Below are 18,721 nucleotides of genomic sequence, written 5' to 3'. Positions count from 1 at the left end.
GCCGTCGCGTGCCGTCATGTGTCTCAGTGGTCGACGACGTCCGCCGCCTCGACCTCCTCGCGCGTGATCCCCAGCAGATACAGCACGGCGTCGAGGAACGGCACGTTCACCGCGGTGTCGGCGGCCTTGCGCACCACCGGCTTGGCGTTGAAGGCGACACCGAGCCCCGCGGCGTTCAGCATGTCCAGGTCGTTGGCGCCGTCGCCGATCGCGACCGTCTGCGCCAGCGGTACGCCCGCCTCCGAAGCGAACCGGCGCAGCAGCCGCGCCTTGCCCGCCCGGTCCACGATCTCGCCGGTGACCCGGCCGGTCAGCTTCCCGTCCACGATCTCCAGCGTGTTGGCGGACGCGAAGTCGAGGCCGAGACGCTCCTTGAGATCGTCCGTGACCTGGGTGAACCCGCCCGACACGATGCCGACTTGATAGCCGAGCCGCTTCAGCGTGCGGATCAGTGTGCGGGCGCCGCTGGTGAGCCGTACCTCCGTACGCACCTTGTCGACCACCGAGGCGTCGAGCCCGGCCAGCAGGGCCACGCGCGCGTGCAGCGACTGTTCGAAGTCCAGCTCCCCGCGCATCGCGGCCGCCGTCACCTCGGCGACCTGGTCCTCGCAGCCGGCGTGGGCCGCGAACAGCTCGATGACCTCGTCCTGGATGACGGTGGAGTCCACATCCATGACCACCAGCCGCTGCGCCCTGCGGTGCAGCCCGGCGGACACGACGGCGACGTCCACGCCGATCTCCGCGGCCTCGGTGGCGAGCGCGGTGCGCAGCGGCTCGGTCTCACAGCCGGACACCGCGAACTCCACGGCGGTCACCGGATACTTCGCCAGCCGGAAGATCCGGTCGATGTTGCCGCCGGCCCCGGTGATCCTCGACGCTATGGCGGCCGTGGACTCTGCCGTCAGCGGATGCCCGAGCACGGTGACATGCGAACGGCCGCTGCCACGGGGCCGGTTGTCGCCCGTGCCCGAGATGATCTCCGCCTGCAGTCTGAGCGACTCGGCCCAGCTGTGCACGGTGGACCGCAGCTCGCCCTCGGTCCCGAGCGACGGCTCCGTGACGAGGGCGCACAGGGTGATACGGCCACGCGTGACGACCTGCTCGATGTCGACCACGTCGACGGAGAAGGCGGCGAGGGTGTCGAAGAGCCCGGCCGTGATCCCGGGACGGTCCTTCCCGAAGATCTTGACGAGGAGGGTGGGGACGTCGGAGGTCTGTGGGGGCTGCGATGCGCTCATGGTGCTCCCACGTTATCGGGCACTCGGTGCCGCCCGCCGCCCCGTCCCGCGTACCGGACACTGTGCGCGCTGCCGCCGTTTCGCAGGGGCGTCAGGCGGGTGGCGCCCAGGTTGCGGCAGGCCGTCCTGCAGGGGCGTCATCGGCTCAGGGGCCGTCGTTTCTCCGCGGGGCGGGTCCACCCGGGTGAGGCCCGGGGGAGACGAATCCGCCTGCGCCGGCCTCAGCGCCGAGTACGCGGTGTCCCTGGCGGCGGTGGCTCGTCCGGCGGCCTGTCCTGCGGCCCTTCCCTCGGCCCCTGCTGCCGCCCGGGCGGGCGCGGCGAAGAGGGCGAAGAGGGCGAAGAGGGCGAAGAAGGCGGAGACGGCGGAGACGGCGAGGACAGGTGTGGATACCGCGGCGGATACGGAGGCGGCGTGACCGGCCCCGCCACCGTCGGAGCCCCGTGCACACCGGGCTCCGCCCTGCGTAAGCCGGGCTCCGCCCCGTGCACACCGACATCCGGCAACCGCAGATACGGGTTCGTATCGGCGTTCGGCGGGCGATACGGCACGGACGGCCGGTACGGCCCCGCCTCCTGCGCGGCCGGTACCGTCCGCCCGGCCACGGCGAACGCCGCCGCACGACGCCCGGCCGTACCGGTGGCACCGGCCGCCAGCGCCCCGAGACCACCGGCCGCCGCACCCCACGACGCCCCCAGCAGCGCTGCCGTCCCCAGGTGCCCGTGCAGCTCGATGCCCGCCCCGAACGCGTCGAACCCGAGAACCGCGAGTGACGCGTCCGCCGACACGGCCGTCAGAGCCACCAGCAGCGGCAACGCCACCGCCGTCATCGCTCCCAGCGACACCGCGCACCGTCCCGCGAACCGCGCCGCGCCGGCCTCCGCCCGCCCCGGCGTGCGCACCGCGGCCAGCACACCGGCTCCCAGCATCATCAGCGCGCAGGCCACCGCCAGCAGCCACACCCGCTGGTCCAGCTCCGCCAGTCGTCCCACTGTCACGGGCTCGGCCGTCGACACCCGCAACAGTTCGTCCAGGGGATCCGGCAGCACCTTCGCCAGCTCGCCGGTCGCCTTGCCCTCCCAGGGAACGAAGAGCCCCAGAGCGGCGCCCAGCCACGTCCCGTTCGGCGCGCCGAGCAACGCGGCTCCGCCGATCCTCCCGGGGTGCTCGTCGCCGACCGCCGCGTAGGCCGCTGCCGCGGCCCCCGCCGCCACGGCGAGCAGCAGGACCGTCACGAGGGCCGACGCGGCCGGCCGTACCACCCGGTGAACCGCTTCCCAGCCGCGCGGCAGCGGCGTGCGACGCGAGGCGAGCAGCGCGACGAGAAGCACCCCGAGCACCCAGAACAACGCGCCTGCCAGCGAGTCCGCGGTGTCCACGCTGAACCCGACCGAAGCCTTCGCCTGCACCAGGTCCCCGAGCCGGTCCGGCAGCAGCCCCCCGATGTCCCCGATGTCGCCGAGTCCGGGTACCTCGATGCCGCCGCCCCCGTCGCCGCCGCCCCCAGGCAGCTCGTCGAGCCCCAGCGCGGCGCCGTCGAACGTGATGACGTCGTGCCCCGCCCAGGCCAGACCGCCGACCACGGCGAGGAACAGCGCCACCAACACCCCGGCCCGCGCAGCCAGTTCCGTACCCGAGATCCATGCGCCCGCCCCACGCAGCGACCGCAGGAAGAAGTGGGCGAGCAGCAGCGCCCCGACCAGCCCCACCCCAAGTGGCGTGAAGTCGACAGCCGTCGACGCCTCCGCTCCGTCCAGGCCGAACACGGACACATCACCGGATGGCGTGACGGATCCCCCGATCGCGAGCACGGTCACCGCCGCGGTCATCGGCCCCAGCGAGCCGCTCGAATCGGCGCCCAGCAGATGCAGGCCGAGCGCCGCCGCCCCGGCCATCCCGGCCATCGCCCAGCTCACGGCGGCGATGGAGGCGAGCACCGCATCGCCCCATGGCACCGCGCGCTCAAGGTCCTTGTCGTCGCTGGCCGCCATCAGGACCCCCCGATCCGTACGGATTTGTCCCCTTCGTGCCTGATCCGTGCGCACTCATGGGCCCTTACCACTCTCCGGGTACGTTTCTCCTCCGTCAACGGCACACGGGAGCAAGCCTGAACGCGTCTTCCCGAGGCCCGGCTTTCGGATACGGGAGCGGGCCTGAAATAGTTCCTCACGATGTTCGCCATCCCTAGACTCCCTGTGACGGGGGTACATCGGGGGACAACTAGTGGGGCATGGAGTGCCGGAACTCGTACTGGAATTGAACGGAAGGACCTGGACTCTCGACCCGTCCAGGTCGTACACCCTCGGACGTGATCCGCAGGGGGACCTGGTGGTCGACGACGCGAGAGTCTCGTGGCGGCACGCCACGATCAGCTGGGGCGGCCGGAGTTGGGTCATCGAGGACCACGGCAGCACCAACGGCACGTATGTACAGGGCCAGCGGATCCATCAGATGGAGATCGGGCCCGGCTCCGCCGTGCACCTCGGCAACGCCACCGACGGGCCGCGGCTGAGCCTGTCCGGCTCCGCGGCCGGCGCGTACAGCGCCCAGGGCGCGGCCCCGCAGCAGGCCCAGCAGGCCGCCGCCCAGGCCCCGCAGTGGCAGCAGTCCGCCCAGGCCCCGCAACAGAGCTGGCAGCAGCAGGCTCAGGCCCCGCAGCAGGCGCAGATCCCGCATCAGCAGGGCCCCGCCGAGCGACTCGTGCAGCAGGGCCCGGGCCAGGCACCTCCGGTGTACGGCGACCGCAGCCCGACCACGTTCCACCAGTTCTCCCTGGGCCGTGTCATGCGCATCGGCCGTGCGCTCGAGAACGAGCTCGTGGTCTCCGACCTGCAGGTCTCGCGCCACCACGCCGAGTTCCACGCCACGCCCGACGGCCGCTTCGAGATCCGTGACCTCGGATCCCACAACGGCACGTACGTCAACGGCCAGCCGCTCGCCAAGTCCGGCTCGGCGCTCATCGGCCCCAACGACATCGTCGGCGTCGGCCACTCGACCTTCCGGCTCGTCGGCGACCGCCTCGAGGAGTTCGTCGACACCGGTGAGATCTCCTTCTCCGCCCGTCATCTCACGGTGACGGTCGACGGCGGCAAGCAGATCCTCAAGGACGTCTCCTTCGGTGTTCCGGAGAAGTCGCTGATCGGCGTGATCGGCCCCTCGGGGTCCGGCAAGTCCACGCTGCTGAAGGCGCTCACCGGCTACCGCCCCGCCAACGAGGGCGACGTCCTCTACGACAACCGCAGCCTCTACAAGCAGTTCGCCGAGCTGCGCCAGCGCATCGGTCTGGTCCCGCAGGACGACATCCTGCACAAGGAGCTGACCGTCCAGAAGGCGCTCAGGTACGCCGCGAAGCTCCGCTTCCCCGGTGACACCGCACCGGCGGAGCGCGAGGCCCGGATCGACGAGGTGCTGCGCGAGCTCAAGCTCGACATCCACAAGGAGAAGAAGGTCACCTCCCTCTCCGGTGGCCAGCGCAAGCGTGTGTCAGTGGCCCTGGAGCTGCTGACCAAGCCGTCGCTGATATTCCTGGACGAGCCGACGTCCGGTCTCGACCCTGGCATGGACCGCGACGTCATGCAGCTGCTGCGCGGCCTCGCCGACGACGGCCGCACGGTCCTCGTGGTCACCCACTCGGTGGCCGAGCTGGGGCTCTGCGACAAGCTGCTGGTCATGGCCCCCGGTGGCTCTGTGGCGTACTTCGGCCCGCCGGAGGAGGCGCTGAACTTCTTCGGCTACGAAACCTGGGCCGATGTCTTCTCCGCCTTCGAGAACTACCGCGACTACGACTGGGCGGGACGCTGGAAGGGCTCGCAGCACTACCAGATGTACGCCGCCGACATCGACGCCGTGGCCGCCCAGCCGGTGCAGATGCCCCCGCAGGCCGCGGCCAAGCCGCCGAAGCCGCAGGGCTGGGGATCCCAGCTGTGGACCCTGATCCGCCGCTATGTCTCTGTCATCGCGTCCGACAAGGGCTTCCTGGGCCTGATGGTCGTGCTGCCGGCCGTCCTCGGCGTGGTCAGCGTGGTCATCCCGGCCGACTTCGGCCTGGCTCCGCCGAAGCCCCCGTCCCGGTTCAACGGCGACGCCGGCACGATCATGCTGATCCTCGCGGTCGGCATGTGCTTCTCCGGCGCAGCCAACTCGGTGCGAGAGCTGATCAAGGAACGGGTCATCTACGAACGGGAGCGGGCCACCGGCCTGTCCCGGTCGGCGTATCTGATGTCCAAGGTGTTCGTGCTCGGCATGATCACCGCCCTCCAGGGCGTCATCATCTGCGCCATCGGCTTCGCCACCCGCGAGCTGCCCGAAGAGGGCCTGATCATGCCGCCCGCCGTCGAGCTCTGCGTCACGATCACCGCGCTCGGCTTCACCTCGATGATGTTCGGCCTCGTCATCTCCTCGCTGGTGAAGACCGCGGAGAAGACGATGCCGCTGCTCGTCATGTTCGCGATCGTCCAGGTCGTCTTCACCGGCATCCTGTTCCAGGTGTACGGCTCGCCCGGCCTGGAGCAGTTCGCCTGGCTGATGCCGTCCCGCTGGGCCATCGCCGCCGCCGGGGCGACCCTCGACCTCGCACACCTGATGCCGCCGTGGGACCCGAAGAACCCCCAGGACCTGGACCCGCTGTGGGAGCACACGGCCGGACAGTGGGGCGTCAACATCACCATCCTGCTGCTCATCGGCATCGCCTGCGGCTTCGCGGTGGCGCGTCTGCTGCGCCGCCACGAGCCGGAGGTCATGCGCAAGTAGTCAGGACCCGCACATACGCCGAGGGCGGCACCCGCGATGGGTGCCGCCCTCCGGCGTTGCGCCGGGCCCCGGCTCTTCGGCCCTCCGGCTTGACAGCGTCCGTCAGTAGGCGCTGTTCACGTTGTCCATCGAGCCGTAGCGGTCGGCCGCGTAGTTGCAGGAGGCGACGATGTTGGCGACCGGGTCGTACTGGTCCCAGGCGGTGCCGGCGACGTGGTACGTGTCGAAGGTCGGCTTGATGATCTGCAGCAGACCCTTCGAGGGGACACCGTTGATGGCGTTGATGTCCCAGTTGTTGATGGCACGGGGGTTGCCGGAGGACTCACGCATGATGTTGCGGTGGATGCCCTCGTAGGTGCCCGGGATGTTGTGCTTCTTCATGATGTCCAGGGACTCGCGGATCCAGCCGTCCAGGTTGTTGGCGTAGACGGGCTTACGGGCGGCGGCGCGGCTGGCGGCCTGCTCGGCGCGCTGCTTGGCGGCGGCCTGGGCCTTGGCCTTGGTGGCGGCAGCGGCCTTCGCCTTGGCGGCGGCCTGGGCCTCGGCCTTGGCCTTCAGCGCGGCGGCGGCGTCGGCCTTGGTCTTGGCATCCAGCTTGGCCTTGGCGTCGACGAAGGAGGACTGGTTGGCGATGCTCGCCTGCAGAGCGGCGGCCTTCGCCGTGTCGACGCCGGTGGACCAGGCGACGCTGGACGAAGAGACAGCCTGCGTCTGGGGCTCGGTCTGTGCGGAGGCGTTGCCCGGGACGAGGGAGAACGCGAGAGCCGAGGCGCCAACGGCGGCCACACCGGCGATCGAGAACTTATGGGTCTTGGACAGGCGAGCGGAACCGGAAGTGCGGGACGCGAACATGCGAGACGTACCTCTTCGAATAGCGGGAGTCGCGGAGGCCGGGGCGGCTCTGCGCCTTCTCGGCGGCGACGAACGCAATTCTTAACGGCCGCAAAATCCTGTGGCAAAGGTGTGACGTACGATCCTCCATAGTAGGCCCGGAAGCCGCAAAATAGGACATGTCATCACCATTGCGCTGCTCAGATGTCCTTTATGTATCCACTAGCGAGCTTCGTAAGTGATGTGGGTCCTATGCCAGGGCTCACATCGGCATCGCACCGGACTCACCTAGAGTTGCTTCAGCAATGCGAGGTGTGATCGGTGTCCCCCGGCAGGATGAGATGCACGTCCCCGAACTCGTGCCAGAGGTAGAGACCCCGTAGTGCCTCGGCGTAACTGCCCGCCAGCGCCTCCCGCCCGGCGATCGCCTCCAGCATCAGCAGGTGCGAGGCCTGCGGCTCGTGCAGGCCGGTCAGCAGCCCGTCGACGGCCCGCACCCCCCGTGCGGGAGTGACGACGAGACCGGTCCAGCCCGAGGCCGCGCGCACGGCCCCGCCGGGCCCGGCCGCCGACTCCAGCGCCCGTACCGCTGTCGTCCCGACCGCGATGATCCTGCCCCCACCGGCACGGGCGGCGTTCACCAGCCACGCGGTGGTGGCAGGCACCTCGAAGCGCTCCGGGTACGGCGGCTCGTGCGCCTCGGCAGAGGCCACGCCCGTGTGCAGCGAGATCGGGGCGAACTGCACACCACGGCGCACCAGCTCCGCGACCAGGCGCTCGGTGAAGGGACGCGCCGCGCTCGGCATCTCCGCCGAACCCGAGCCGTCGGGCGAGGGCAGCGCGAAGACCGTCTGATACGCGGACAGCGGCTGGTCCCGTTCCGTGTAGCCGTACCGGATGGGCCTGCCGTACCGCTTCATCAGATCCGGCACGGAAACGGACACGGAAGCCCACCACAGCCGGTCCGAGCCCGGTGCCAGAGGCTCCTCGAGCACCAGCCTGCCGCCTCCCGGCAGGCGTATCCGCGCCCCCGCAGGGCCGCCCGCCCTCGGCCGTGTGCTCCCCGCACCGTCCGGGGTGCGCAGCTCCACCGCCCACCGGACTCCGCCGGAGTCCGACTCGGCGCGCCTCCCGTCCCCGCGCATGGAGAAGTGGACGACCAGCCGCTCCGCGCGGAGCCGCCCGTCCACGGCGGCGGGGAGCGTCGCCGACGTGTTCACCACCAGGACGTCCCCGGCCCGCAGCAGTCGGGGCAACTCACGGAACGCATGGTGCGACACCGCCGTCCCGCGCGAGACCATCAGGCGTACGTCGTCCCGCCCGCTCCCACGCTGCTCCGCCGGCACCCGCGCCGACCTGTCCTCCGGTACCCGCAGCGCCTCCAGCACGTTCACCGGGCCTCCAGCAGCGCAGGCGCCGCGTACCGGCCGCTGACCGGCCGCTCCTCCACGAGCCGCAGGAAGCCCGGGACCACCGACTCGGGGGAGGGCCGGGGCTCGTCGTCACCGGGCACGGCAGCCGCGTACAGATCCGTCCGCATGTCCCCGGGGTCAACCGTCCAGACCCGCAGCGACGGCTCCTCCACCGCGAGGACCGCGGAGAGCTGGTCCAGCGCCGCCTTCGACGCCCCGTAGCCGCCCCACGTCCCGTACGCCTCGGCCGCGGCGTCGGAGCTCACCGCGATCACCGCACCCGGCGTACCGGCCGAGCCCGTCCGCAGGAGCGGCAGCGCCGTCTGCACGAGCCCGAGCGCCGCCACCACATTCGTCTCCAGCGCCGCGCGCAGGCCCTCCAGAGGCAGCTCGGACAGCCGCAGCAGCGGCTCGGCGCCCAGCGCGCTCGCATTGCTGACCAGCAGATCGAGGGAGCCGAGGTCCCGGGCGGCGGCGACCAGGTCCGCGCGGTGCCCCGCGTCCGTGACGTCCCCCGGCAGTGCCACGACCCGCGTCCCGTGCCGCTCCAGCGCGGCTGCGGTCTCCTCCAGCACGGCCGCCGTCCGGGCGTCCAGCACCAGATCCCAGCCGCGCTGCGCGAGCGCCGCGCCCAGCGCACGCCCCAGCCCCTTCGACCCACCCGTGATGATCGCGACAGGCATGACTTCCGTCCCCTCTGATTCCGGTGCCCCCAGAGTGGATCCGGGGCCCTCCCGGCCACCTCGTCCCCGGGGCCGTACCGGCCAGGGCACTTCGACCTACGTCCCCAGGTCCAGGCAGCGGCCGTCCACAGGCCGATACGCACGGTCACATCGCGCCGGTACGGTGATCTCATGAGCCATCGACCGAGCTCCGGCCTCGCCGCCGTGAGCACCGCCCTCCTCGCGATGAGCAGGCATCTCGAGGTGCGCGACGTCCTGAAGACGATCGTCGCCTCGGCCCGTGAGCTGCTGGACGCCGAGTACGCGGCCCTCGGCGTGCCGGACGACCACGGTGGTTTCGCCCAGTTCGTCGTCGACGGCGTCAGCGACGAGCAGTGGCGGGCGATCGGACCGCTGCCGCGCCAGCACGGCATCCTCGCCGCGATGCTCAGGGACGCGAGGACGGAGCGGCTCGCGGATGTGCGCAAGGACCCCCGGTTCGAGGGCTGGCCCTCCGCCCACCCCGATATGTCGGACTTCCTGGGCCTTCCCATCAAGGACGGCGACGAGACGATCGGCGCGCTCTTCCTCGCCAACAAGAGATGCTCCGGCTCCGGGACCCCGGTCGCGCGGGGGAACGGCTGCGGCTTCACGGAGGACGACGAGGAACTGCTCTCGATCCTCGCCCAGCACGCCGCGATAGCCCTCACCAACGCCCGGCTGTACGAGCGCAGCCGTGAGCTCACCATCGCCGAGGAGCGCTCCCGCCTCGCCCATGAGCTCCATGACGCCGTCAGCCAGAAGCTCTTCTCACTCCGGCTGACCGCCCAGGCGGCCGCCGCTCTCGTGGACCGCGACCCGGGCCGCGCCAAGGGCGAGCTGCAACAGGTCGCTGTCCTCGCGGCCGAGGCCGCGGACGAACTGCGGGCCGCCGTCGTCGAACTGCGCCCCGCGGCCCTCGACGAGGACGGCCTCGTCAATACGCTCCGTACGCAGATCCAGGTGCTCGACCGTGCCCACACCGCCCACGTCACCTTCGACAGCGGCGGAGTGCGCGCTCTGCCCGCGTCGCAGGAGGAGGCCCTGCTGCGGGTGGCCCAGGAGGCCCTCCACAACGCCCTGCGGCACTCGGGCGCAGAACTGGTGGCCGTCAGCCTGGTCCGGCGCGGTCCGGGCGCTGTCCTCACCGTCACGGACGACGGCAAGGGCTTCGAGCCCGGCTCTGTCCGCAGGGCCGGCCGCCACCTCGGTCTTGTCTCGATGCGGGACCGGGCGAGCGGCGTCGGCGGCACACTCATGGTGGAGTCGGCGCCCGGGAAGGGCACGATGATCGAGATGGAGGTCCCCGGTGGCTGAGAAGGAAAGGGGCAGCGCGCAGCGGTTCGCCGGAAGGACGGCGGCGGAAGACGGGCGGTCCATCCGCGTGCTGCTGGTGGACGACCACCAGGTCGTCCGCCGGGGCCTGCGTACCTTCCTCGAGGTACAGGACGACATCGAGGTCGTGGGCGAAGCCGCGGACGGCGACGAGGGAGTGACCCGCGCCGAAGAGCTCAAGCCGGACGTCGTCCTGATGGATGTGAAGATGCCCGGCACCGACGGGATCGAGGCCCTGCGCAAGCTCCGCGCGCTCGCCAACCCCGCGAAGGTGCTCGTGGTGACGAGCTTCACCGAGCAGCGCACCGTGGTCCCCGCGCTGCGTGCGGGCGCGTCCGGCTACGTGTACAAGGACGTGGACCCGGAGGCGCTGGCCCGCGCGATCCGTTCGGTCCACGCGGGCCATGTGCTGCTGCAGCCCGAGGTGGCCGTCGCGCTGCTCTCGCAGGACGAGCCGGGCACCGGGCAGGGGAGGGGCACATCACTGACCGAGCGGGAGCGGGAAGTGCTCGGCCTGATCGCCGACGGCCGTTCCAACCGTGAGATCGCCCGCGCCCTGGTCCTCTCCGAGAAGACGGTGAAGACCCATGTGTCGAACATTCTGATGAAACTGGATCTGGCGGACCGTACGCAGGCGGCGCTCTGGGCGGTCCGCCATGGGCTCGCTGGCTGATCAGAACGTTTCAGCAGGTCGCTGCGGGTGCCGGCCCGACCGGTTCCCTCCAGGTGTGAGATTCATACCGTCGTGTGTATGTCGCCCACATGGCGTATCCGGATCGGCGGCCCGGCGTTCTCCATGGCGTACTGCGGCGACCCCGTCGCAGCCATGACCAGGAGGATCCTGAAGTGAAGAACCTGAAGAAGGCCGTTGCCGTCTCCATGGTCGCCGGTGGCCTCGTCGCCGCCGCGGCGGGCGCCGCCTCCGCCACCAGCGCGCACGCGGGCGGCCAGGCCGTGAACTCCCCGGGTGTCGGCTCCGGCAACCTGGTTCAGGTCCCGGTCCACGTCCCGGTCAACGCAGTGGGCAACACCGTCAACGTCATCGGTGCGCTCAACCCGGCGTTCGGCAACCTGGGCGTCAACGGCTGACCGTCCTCCGGGGCTCCCACGGCAAGGCCATGACCACCGGACCCCGGGCATGATCGCCCGGGGTCCGGTCGCGTCACGGCCGTCCCCGCTCACGCTCCTCCACATACGCGTTGTACGCGGCCACCTGGGCGCGCCGCGCCACCCGTTCCACCGGCCGCAGCGCCTCGCCCCGCGCTGCCATCTCGGATGCGCTCACCGCCCCGCCGTGCCCGTTCCCGGACGCCAGCGAGATCAGCAGCCCCACCCGCCGAGCCAGCTCCAGCACCCGCACCGCACGCGGCGGATAGCCCGGGGCCAGCACATCCCGGGCCGCACCCGCCTCGGCACGCGCCCTGTACGCGTCCACCGCGGCCTCCGCGACCGGACCCGAACCCGCCACATCGAGCCGCGACAGCACCGCTGTCGCCTCCCGCAGCGCCTCCGCGAGCTCGCGCTCCGCCTCCCCGAGCGACGGCACATCGGCGGGCGGACCCTCCCGTACCGGCAGACAGCGCCAGACCACCTGCACATGCACATCGCCGGCAGGCCCCGCCTCGTGCACCTCCGGCACCAGCCCGTACGCCGCCCCGTGGCCGACGGCAGCCTCCTGCGCCTCCAGGGCGCGTGCATTGAACTCCGGCGGCCCGCTGAGCCCCAGCGGATGCCCCGGCGCCGGCAGGGCGACGCGGAAGCCGTTCACACCGAGCCCGCGCAGCCGCCCCAGCGCCAGCGTGAGTCCGACCGGGCCCGCCTCACCCGGCAGCCCTTCCACACGGTGCACCGCGTCGTCCCCGACAATCGCATGCACCGCGTCATCCGGTGATACAAACCCGGCCAAAAGGGCATTTCCCCATGCGGCCAGCCGTCCTGAGCGTGGTTCCGAGAGCATGGACCCAGCCTAGGTACCGGACCGGGCCACCGGGCCACCCGGCCGGTGGCGTAGGTTTTCCCTGGGAGCCGCGCCCACAGGCACGACGACTCCCGAGACCTCTCGACGATTGCATGGGGAGACAACGCGCTCATGAGCGATGTACTGGAGCTGGTGGACGTATCCGTGGTCCGCGACGGACGCGCTCTGGTGGATGACGTCTCCTGGTCGGTCAAGGAGGGCGAGCGCTGGGTGATCCTCGGCCCCAACGGCGCGGGCAAGACCACTCTCCTCAACATCGCCTCCAGCTACCTCTTCCCCACCGCCGGCGCCGCCACCGTTCTCGGCGACCGGTTGGGCAAGGTCGACGTGTTCGAGCTCCGTCCCCGCATCGGCATGGCGGGCATCGCGATGGCCGAAAAGATGCCCAAGCGCCAGACCGTCCTGCAGACCGTCCTCACCGCCGCCTACGGCATGACCGCCGGCTGGCACGAGAACTACGAAGCCGTCGACGAGGAGCGCGCCCGCGCCTTCCTCGACCGCCTCGGCATGTCCGACTACCTGGACCGCAAGTTCGGCACCCTCTCCGAGGGCGAGCGCAAGCGCACCCTCATCGCCCGCGCCCTGATGACCGACCCCGAGCTGCTCCTCCTCGACGAGCCCGCCGCCGGCCTCGACCTCGGCGGCCGCGAGGACCTGGTGCGCCGCCTCGGACGCCTCGCGCGCGACCCGTACGCCCCCTCCATGATCATGGTTACCCACCATGTCGAGGAGATCGCCCCCGGCTTCACCCACGTCCTGATGATCCGTCAGGGTAAGGTGCTCGCCGCCGGCCCCATGGAGACCGAGCTGACTTCCCGCAACCTCTCCCTCTGCTTCGGCCTGCCGCTACTCGTCGAGCGCAACGGCGAGCGCTGGTCGGCCCAGGGGCTCCCGCTCTCCTGATCCCGCCCCGCCCGGACGGCAGTTCACGATCGCGCCCTGTCCGGGCAGGCGTCCACGGACCTACCATGCCCGTGTGGACATCGACGCATGGGTGTGGTGGCTCATCGCAGCGGTGGGACTGGGTATCCCGCTCGTGCTCACCGCCATGCCCGAATTCGGCATGCTCTCCGCCGGAGCCGTGGCGGGGGCCGTCACCGCCGGCCTCGGCTTCGGCGTGGTGACCCAAGTGGTGGTCTTCGCCGCGGTGTCGGTCGCGCTCATCGCGGTCGTACGGCCCATCGCGGCCCGCCACAGCTCGCAGCGCCCCGGGCTGGCCACCGGGATCGACGCGCTGAGAGGCCGTCAGGCCGTCGTCCTGGAACGCGTCGACGGCAACGGCGGCCGTATCAAGCTCGCGGGGGAGGTCTGGTCCGCACGAGCACTGGACACCGAGCGCGCCTTCGAACCCGGCGAGCAGGTCGACGTGGTCGAGATCGACGGGGCGACCGCCGTGGTCATGTGAGCACTCGTCATAAGTATGTGACCGAACCGCTCCCACGACCGCCCGCGGTCTGGGAAGCTTGATCATCAGACTCGTCCGGCAGCGAAGGGCATGGGAAGCACGATGCCATCGATCATCATCGTCCTGGTCATTCTGGTGGTGCTTGTCTTCATCGCCCTGATCAAGACGATCCAGGTCATCCCGCAGGCCAGCGCCGCCATCGTCGAACGCTTCGGCCGCTACACCCGCACGCTCAACGCGGGCCTGAACATCGTGGTCCCGTTCATCGACTCGATCCGCAACCGGATCGACCTGCGTGAACAGGTCGTCCCGTTCCCGCCCCAGCCGGTCATCACCCAGGACAACCTCGTCGTCAACATCGACACCGTCATCTACTACCAGGTGACGGACGCCAGGGCGGCGACGTACGAGGTGGCCAGCTACATCCAGGCGATCGAGCAGCTCACCGTCACCACGCTGCGCAACATCATCGGCGGCATGGACCTGGAGCGGACCCTGACCTCCCGCGAGGAGATCAACGCAGCGCTGCGCGGCGTCCTGGACGAGGCCACCGGCAAGTGGGGCATCCGCGTCAACCGCGTCGAGCTCAAAGCCATCGAGCCCCCGACCTCCATCCAGGACTCGATGGAGAAGCAGATGCGCGCCGACCGCGACAAGCGCGCAGCGATCCTCACCGCCGAAGGCATCCGCCAGTCACAGATCCTCACGGCCGAGGGTGAGAAGCAGTCCGCGATCCTGCGTGCCGAAGGTGAGGCCAAGGCCGCCGCCCTGCGCGCCGAGGGCGAGGCCCAGGCGATCCGTACGGTCTTCGAGTCCATCCACGCCGGAGACCCCGACCAGAAGCTGCTCTCCTACCAGTACCTCCAGATGCTCCCGAAGATCGCGGAGGGCGACGCCAACAAGCTCTGGATCGTGCCCAGCGAGATCGGCGACGCGCTCAAGGGCCTCTCAGGCGCCATCGGCAGCTTCGGCGGCCCTCTGTCCGGCAACAACGGCAACAACGGCGGCAACATCCCACCGCAGGGCGGCGGCAGCGAGCGACGCGAACAGCCCCCCATCGACTGACTCATACACGCAGTCGTGCATGATCGGTGCGGCCCCTCGACCTTCATGGCGGGGAGGCGACACCCTGATCATGTGAGGAGATGGCTTTGTCCATCTGGGAAGTTCTCGCGATCTTCACGGCCGGTACGGCGGCGGGCACGATCAACGCCATCGTCGGCTCGGGCACACTCATCACCTTCCCCGTGCTGCTGGCCACCGGTCTCCCCCCGGTCACCGCGACCGTCTCCAACGCCATCGGGCTGATACCGGGCGCGATCAGCGGAGCCATCGGCTACCGAGAGGAGCTCACCGGCCAGCGCCGGCGCGTCATGCGCCTCGGCCTCGCCGCCCTCATCGGCGGCCTGGGCGGGGCGATGCTGCTGCTCCTGCTGCCCTCGACGGCCTTCGAGACCATCGTGCCCGTCCTGGTGACGCTGGCCCTCGTCCTCGTCGTCCTCCAGCCGCGGATCTCCAGGGCCGTCCAGCGCCGCCGCGAACTCGGCACGTCCAAGGACCCCCACCCCGACGGCGGACCGCTCCTCTTCACCGCCCTGATGCTCGCCAGCGTCTACGGCGGCTACTTCACCGCAGCCCAGGGGATCATCTACCTCTCCCTGATGGGCATCCTGCTCGACGACAGCCTCCAGCGCCTCAACGCCGTCAAGAACGTCCTCGCCGCGATCGTCAACACCGTCGCCGCGCTCTTCTTCGTCTTCGTCGCCGAGATCGACTGGACTGCCGCGCTGCTGATCGCGGTCGGCTCGTCCATCGGCGGCCAGATCGGCGCCAAGGTGGGCCGCAAGCTCTCCCCGCTGGTACTGCGGACCGTGATCGTCATCGTGGGTACGGTCGCCGTCGTCCAGCTCCTGCTGCGCTGAGAGACGGAAGCCCGCCTCCCGGGGGAGGCGGGCTTCCGTACGTCCACCGGACCCTCAGGGCCCTACGCCGCGGTGCGGGGAGCCGGCTGCGACGCGTGCCGCGCCAGCCACACAGGGAGCTCCGACCGCTCGCCCGACCGCAGCGCCAGCAACATCGCGTCCGCCGGAGTCGGTACGAAGGGCTCGTGCAGCAGCGGCATTCCCGCCTGCTCCGGCGTACGGTCCGCCTTGCGGTGGTTGTCCTCGGCACACGACGCGACGGTGTTCAACCAGCTGTCCGCACCACCCCGCGAGCGGGGCACCACATGGTCCACCGTCGTGGCACGCCTTCCGCAGTACGCGCACCGGTGCTGGTCGCGCACCAGCACACCACGCCTCGACCACGGCGCCTGTCTTCGGAACGGCACCCGTACGTATCTGCAGAGCCTGATCACCCGGGGAACCGGCAGCTCGACCGCAGCCGCGCGGACAAGGAGGGCGGGGTGGGCCTGCTCGACGACGGCCTTGTCCTGCAGGACGAGCACCACCGCACGGTTGAGCGTCACCGTCGACAGCGGCTCGAAGCTCGCATTGAGGACCAGTGTGTCCCGCATTGTGCCCACCTCCCGTGTGCCGGCCCAGCCCTTGTGGCGGGCTCTGGGCTGGGATCAACTCTGGCCGGGCACGCCGCGATGGACAACGCAATATCCGCGCACAACGAAAGATGCCCGCTCCTGATCTCTCCAGGACCAGGAGCGGGCAAACAACAGGCAAATCCCTCGGAACCAGCCAGGACTACCCGCGGTTCTCGTACTCACCGACGATCTGGGCGCGCGCCAGCGCATGGAACCTCAGGTTGAAGCCCACGACCGCCGGCGACACATCGTCACCGGGACCCAGCTTCTCCTGGTCCACCGCGTACACCGTGAAGACATAGCGGTGCGGCCCGTCCCCCGGAGGCGGCGCGGCCCCGCCGAAGTCCTTCGACCCGTAGTCGTTACGGACATGTACGGCGCCCTCGGGCAGCCCCACGAACTTCCCGCTGCCCGCACCCGCAGGCAGCTCGGTCACCGACGCCGGAATGTCGAACAGCACCCAGTGCCAGAACCCGCTGCCCGTCGGGGCGTCCGGGTCGAAGCACGTCACCGCGAAGCTCTTCGTCTCCGCGGGGAAGCCCTCCCACCGCAGCGCCGGCGAGGTGTTACCTGCCGAATGGACCTGGGCGTCCTTCAGGAAGGCTCCGGGCTCGACATCGGGACTCGTCACCGTGAACGACGGCACCGGCGGATGGAAGTCATGAGGCAGCGGAGCCCTTTTCGCCTCGGTCACGTCTGAACCTCCGAATCGGTGTTCCTGCGCTCTGAGCGCCTACAGCACCGAGCCTAGAGCCAGTTACGACGGCCGCCGACATCGGCGAGCCACTGGTTGAGGTAGGCGGCGTAATCAGTCCCCTGGAAGTTGTGCAGGTCCACCTGGAACGCCCGGTACGAGTCGCTGCCCTCACTGAACAGGCCCGGCTTCTTGTCCATCTCCAGCACGACGTCCATCTCCCGGTCGTCGGCGACGAAGGTCAGCTCGACCTGGTTCAGGCCGCGGTACTGCTGCGGCGGCAGGAACTCGATCTCCTGGTAGAACGGCAGCCGCTGGCGCGTACCGCGGATGTGCCCACGCTCCATGTCCGCGCTCTTGAAGCGGAAGCCCAGCTGGATGAACGCATCGAGGACGGCCTGCTGGGCCGGCAGCGGGTGCACATTGATGCGGTCCAGGTCACCGGAGTCCACGGCCCGCGCGATCTCGAGCTCGGTGGTCACACCGATGTCCATCCCGCGCAGCTGCTGCCCCGCGATGGTGGTGATCGGGGTCTCCCAGGGGATCTCCAGACCGAACGGCACCACATGGACGGCACCGGCCTTCACCTCGAAGGCGCCACCGAGACGCTGCTTGGTGAACTCGATGTCCTGCTTCACCTCCTGGTCGCCGCCCTCGACCTCCACGCGGGCCTGCAGACCGACGGACAGCCCCTCGATCTGCTGATCGACCGAACCGCCCTGGATCCGCACCTCACCCTGGACGACGCCGCCCGGAACGACGTTCACCTCGGTCAGCTCCGTCTCGACGGACGCACCGCCGGCACCCAGGCTGGCGAGCAGCTTCTTGAAGCCCATGTTCATTCCTCCTTGGTTCTGACCTCTACATACGCGCGACGACGGTAGCCGGTTCCCCGACGGGGGCGAGTACCCTCCTACCGCATGATCGAGAGCCCCGACCGTATGCCCCTGCCACGGGACTTCTTCGACCGCCCGGTCCTCGACGTCGCCCCCGAGCTCCTCGGCCGCACGCTGGTACGGCTGACGGACGACGGCCCCATCGAGCTGCGGCTGACGGAAGTAGAGGCGTACGCGGGCGAGGCCGACCCGGGCTCCCACGCCTATCGCGGCCGTACCGCCCGCAACGGAGTGATGTTCGGTCCCCCCGGACACGCGTACGTCTACTTCACGTACGGCATGTGGCACTGCCTCAATCTGGTGTGCGGCCCCGCGGGCATGGCGAGCGGGATCCTGCTGCGCGCGGGTGAGGTCCTGGAGGGCACCCACCTCGCCCGCAAACGTCGAATCTCAGCCAGAAATGACATGGAACTGGCCAAGGGTCCGGCCCGTCTGGCCACTGCTCTCGACATCGACCGCGCCCTCGACGGCACCGACGTCTGCGCCGGCCCCGGCGCCCCGCTGCGCATCCTGACCGGCACGCCCGCCACCTCTGAACAGGTACGCAACGGCCCGCGCACCGGAGTGGGCGGCGAGGGCGCCGGCCATCCCTGGCGCTACTGGATCAGCGACGACCCCACCGTCAGTCCCTATCGGCCCCACGCGCCACGCCGTAGGTCAACTTGACTCGGCGTTTCGAGACGCCTAACGTAGCCCGAGCCGCTTGAACAGGGACTGCTGTTCTACAGCCCCCGAAGTGGCCATCCACTACTTTCGATCAACCCAAACCGGGTGCGATTTCGGCATGCCGAAATTTATCCCGATCGGCTCGATTATGAGCCGGCGGAGAAATCGGCTAACGTAGTGAACACGCCGAAAGGCAAAGGCCCTCCAACGGCCACCGGAAACAGAATCCGAACCGGGAACGGAACGGAAAATGAATCTGGTAAGGTTGGAAACACGAAAG

At 70.1% G+C, this 18,721-nt stretch carries 18 protein-coding genes; 9 read left to right on the top strand and 9 right to left on the bottom strand.

Features of this window, described 5'->3' with window-relative positions:
• Nucleotides 1-23 precede the first annotated feature (23 nt).
• Nucleotides 24-1,238 (bottom strand): phosphoserine phosphatase SerB, encoded by a 1,215-nt coding sequence (gene serB / locus ACFU5O_RS26965; protein WP_384244494.1) that lies wholly within the window; start codon nucleotides 1,236-1,238, stop codon nucleotides 24-26.
• A gap of 221 nt (nucleotides 1,239-1,459) precedes the next feature.
• The gene (locus ACFU5O_RS26960; RefSeq protein ID WP_384244493.1) at nucleotides 1,460-3,229 is read right to left on the bottom strand and encodes a streptophobe family protein; all 1,770 of its coding nucleotides are present in this window, start codon (nucleotides 3,227-3,229) and stop codon (nucleotides 1,460-1,462) included.
• 232 nt (nucleotides 3,230-3,461) lie between these two features.
• On the opposite strand from ACFU5O_RS26960, the gene ACFU5O_RS26955 reads away from it, so the two are divergent.
• On the top strand, nucleotides 3,462-5,987 hold the full coding sequence (locus ACFU5O_RS26955; RefSeq protein WP_384244492.1) for an FHA domain-containing protein: 2,526 nt from the start codon (nucleotides 3,462-3,464) through the stop codon (nucleotides 5,985-5,987).
• 102 nt (nucleotides 5,988-6,089) lie between these two features.
• Here ACFU5O_RS26955 and ACFU5O_RS26950 read toward each other — a convergent pair whose 3' ends face one another.
• The 3 genes from ACFU5O_RS26950 to ACFU5O_RS26940 all read right to left on the bottom strand — a co-directional run bounded on the left by ACFU5O_RS26950 (nucleotide 6,090) and on the right by ACFU5O_RS26940 (nucleotide 8,913).
• Complete coding sequence (locus tag ACFU5O_RS26950) at nucleotides 6,090-6,839, bottom strand: transglycosylase SLT domain-containing protein (protein WP_384244490.1); 750 nt, start codon at nucleotides 6,837-6,839, stop codon at nucleotides 6,090-6,092.
• Nucleotides 6,840-7,117: 278 nt separating this feature from the next.
• Nucleotides 7,118-8,212, bottom strand: a complete 1,095-nt coding sequence (locus tag ACFU5O_RS26945) for an S-adenosylmethionine:tRNA ribosyltransferase-isomerase (RefSeq protein WP_384244489.1) — start codon at nucleotides 8,210-8,212, stop codon at nucleotides 7,118-7,120.
• Nucleotides 8,209-8,913 (bottom strand): SDR family NAD(P)-dependent oxidoreductase, encoded by a 705-nt coding sequence (locus ACFU5O_RS26940; protein ID WP_384244488.1) that lies wholly within the window; start codon nucleotides 8,911-8,913, stop codon nucleotides 8,209-8,211. Before ACFU5O_RS26940 ends, ACFU5O_RS26945 begins: the two co-directional genes overlap by 4 nt.
• A gap of 171 nt (nucleotides 8,914-9,084) precedes the next feature.
• Here ACFU5O_RS26940 and ACFU5O_RS26935 point away from each other — a divergent pair, with 171 nt between their 5' ends.
• The 3 genes from ACFU5O_RS26935 to ACFU5O_RS26925 all read left to right on the top strand — a co-directional run bounded on the left by ACFU5O_RS26935 (nucleotide 9,085) and on the right by ACFU5O_RS26925 (nucleotide 11,355).
• Entirely contained in the window at nucleotides 9,085-10,248 is a 1,164-nt protein-coding gene (locus ACFU5O_RS26935; RefSeq protein WP_384244486.1) for a GAF domain-containing sensor histidine kinase, read from the top strand.
• 61 nt (nucleotides 10,249-10,309) lie between these two features.
• Nucleotides 10,310-10,939, top strand: a complete 630-nt coding sequence (locus ACFU5O_RS26930) for a response regulator (protein ID WP_384244656.1) — start codon at nucleotides 10,310-10,312, stop codon at nucleotides 10,937-10,939.
• Between the two features lie 173 nt (nucleotides 10,940-11,112).
• Complete coding sequence (locus tag ACFU5O_RS26925) at nucleotides 11,113-11,355, top strand: chaplin (protein ID WP_384244485.1); 243 nt, start codon at nucleotides 11,113-11,115, stop codon at nucleotides 11,353-11,355.
• Nucleotides 11,356-11,428: 73 nt separating this feature from the next.
• On the opposite strand, the gene ACFU5O_RS26920 is transcribed toward ACFU5O_RS26925, so the two are convergent.
• Nucleotides 11,429-12,223 carry a hypothetical protein gene (locus tag ACFU5O_RS26920; RefSeq protein WP_384244483.1) on the bottom strand — a complete coding sequence of 265 codons (795 nt, stop codon included), beginning with the start codon at nucleotides 12,221-12,223 and terminating at the stop codon, nucleotides 11,429-11,431.
• Nucleotides 12,224-12,355: 132 nt separating this feature from the next.
• Here ACFU5O_RS26920 and ACFU5O_RS26915 point away from each other — a divergent pair, with 132 nt between their 5' ends.
• The 4 genes from ACFU5O_RS26915 to ACFU5O_RS26900 all read left to right on the top strand — a co-directional run bounded on the left by ACFU5O_RS26915 (nucleotide 12,356) and on the right by ACFU5O_RS26900 (nucleotide 15,571).
• Nucleotides 12,356-13,147 (top strand): ABC transporter ATP-binding protein, encoded by a 792-nt coding sequence (locus ACFU5O_RS26915; protein ID WP_384244481.1) that lies wholly within the window; start codon nucleotides 12,356-12,358, stop codon nucleotides 13,145-13,147.
• 73 nt (nucleotides 13,148-13,220) lie between these two features.
• Nucleotides 13,221-13,649 (top strand): NfeD family protein, encoded by a 429-nt coding sequence (locus ACFU5O_RS26910; RefSeq protein ID WP_384244480.1) that lies wholly within the window; start codon nucleotides 13,221-13,223, stop codon nucleotides 13,647-13,649.
• Nucleotides 13,650-13,751: 102 nt separating this feature from the next.
• Nucleotides 13,752-14,714, top strand: coding sequence for an SPFH domain-containing protein (locus ACFU5O_RS26905; RefSeq protein WP_384244479.1), 963 nt, complete (start codon nucleotides 13,752-13,754; stop codon nucleotides 14,712-14,714).
• A gap of 80 nt (nucleotides 14,715-14,794) precedes the next feature.
• The gene (locus ACFU5O_RS26900; protein ID WP_384244477.1) at nucleotides 14,795-15,571 is read left to right on the top strand and encodes a sulfite exporter TauE/SafE family protein; all 777 of its coding nucleotides are present in this window, start codon (nucleotides 14,795-14,797) and stop codon (nucleotides 15,569-15,571) included.
• Nucleotides 15,572-15,633: 62 nt separating this feature from the next.
• Here ACFU5O_RS26900 and ACFU5O_RS26895 read toward each other — a convergent pair whose 3' ends face one another.
• From ACFU5O_RS26895 to ACFU5O_RS26885, 3 genes are all read right to left on the bottom strand, one after another.
• On the bottom strand, nucleotides 15,634-16,164 hold the full coding sequence (locus tag ACFU5O_RS26895) for an HNH endonuclease (protein WP_384244476.1): 531 nt from the start codon (nucleotides 16,162-16,164) through the stop codon (nucleotides 15,634-15,636).
• Nucleotides 16,165-16,345: 181 nt separating this feature from the next.
• Entirely contained in the window at nucleotides 16,346-16,879 is a 534-nt protein-coding gene (locus tag ACFU5O_RS26890; protein ID WP_384244474.1) for a YbhB/YbcL family Raf kinase inhibitor-like protein, read from the bottom strand.
• 53 nt (nucleotides 16,880-16,932) lie between these two features.
• Nucleotides 16,933-17,715, bottom strand: a complete 783-nt coding sequence (locus tag ACFU5O_RS26885; protein WP_384244473.1) for a sporulation protein — start codon at nucleotides 17,713-17,715, stop codon at nucleotides 16,933-16,935.
• A gap of 84 nt (nucleotides 17,716-17,799) precedes the next feature.
• Here ACFU5O_RS26885 and ACFU5O_RS26880 point away from each other — a divergent pair, with 84 nt between their 5' ends.
• Entirely contained in the window at nucleotides 17,800-18,441 is a 642-nt protein-coding gene (locus ACFU5O_RS26880) for a DNA-3-methyladenine glycosylase (RefSeq protein ID WP_384244471.1), read from the top strand.
• The last annotated feature ends 280 nt before the right edge of the window (nucleotides 18,442-18,721 follow it).

This window comes from Streptomyces sp. NPDC057445, assembly GCF_042802855.1.
GTDB lineage: Bacteria > Actinomycetota > Actinomycetes > Streptomycetales > Streptomycetaceae > Streptomyces.
This window is presented reverse-complemented; position numbering and strand designations above follow the sequence as displayed.

Bases quoted from the DNA above. Each gene is read 5' to 3' on its own strand.
- serB (WP_384244494.1), bottom strand. From the start codon at position 1,238: ATGAGCGCATCGCAGCCCCCACAGACCTCCGACGTCCCCACCCTCCTC.
- ACFU5O_RS26960 (WP_384244493.1), bottom strand. From the start codon at position 3,229: ATGGCGGCCAGCGACGACAAGGACCTTGAGCGCGCGGTGCCATGGGGC.
- ACFU5O_RS26950 (WP_384244490.1), bottom strand. From the start codon at position 6,839: ATGTTCGCGTCCCGCACTTCCGGTTCCGCTCGCCTGTCCAAGACCCAT.
- ACFU5O_RS26940 (WP_384244488.1), bottom strand. From the start codon at position 8,913: ATGCCTGTCGCGATCATCACGGGTGGGTCGAAGGGGCTGGGGCGTGCG.
- ACFU5O_RS26935 (WP_384244486.1), top strand. From the start codon at position 9,085: ATGAGCCATCGACCGAGCTCCGGCCTCGCCGCCGTGAGCACCGCCCTC.
- ACFU5O_RS26920 (WP_384244483.1), bottom strand. From the start codon at position 12,223: ATGCTCTCGGAACCACGCTCAGGACGGCTGGCCGCATGGGGAAATGCC.
- ACFU5O_RS26915 (WP_384244481.1), top strand. From the start codon at position 12,356: ATGAGCGATGTACTGGAGCTGGTGGACGTATCCGTGGTCCGCGACGGA.
- ACFU5O_RS26905 (WP_384244479.1), top strand. From the start codon at position 13,752: ATGCCATCGATCATCATCGTCCTGGTCATTCTGGTGGTGCTTGTCTTC.
- ACFU5O_RS26900 (WP_384244477.1), top strand. From the start codon at position 14,795: ATGGCTTTGTCCATCTGGGAAGTTCTCGCGATCTTCACGGCCGGTACG.
- ACFU5O_RS26895 (WP_384244476.1), bottom strand. From the start codon at position 16,164: ATGCGGGACACACTGGTCCTCAATGCGAGCTTCGAGCCGCTGTCGACG.
- ACFU5O_RS26885 (WP_384244473.1), bottom strand. From the start codon at position 17,715: ATGGGCTTCAAGAAGCTGCTCGCCAGCCTGGGTGCCGGCGGTGCGTCC.
- ACFU5O_RS26880 (WP_384244471.1), top strand. From the start codon at position 17,800: ATGATCGAGAGCCCCGACCGTATGCCCCTGCCACGGGACTTCTTCGAC.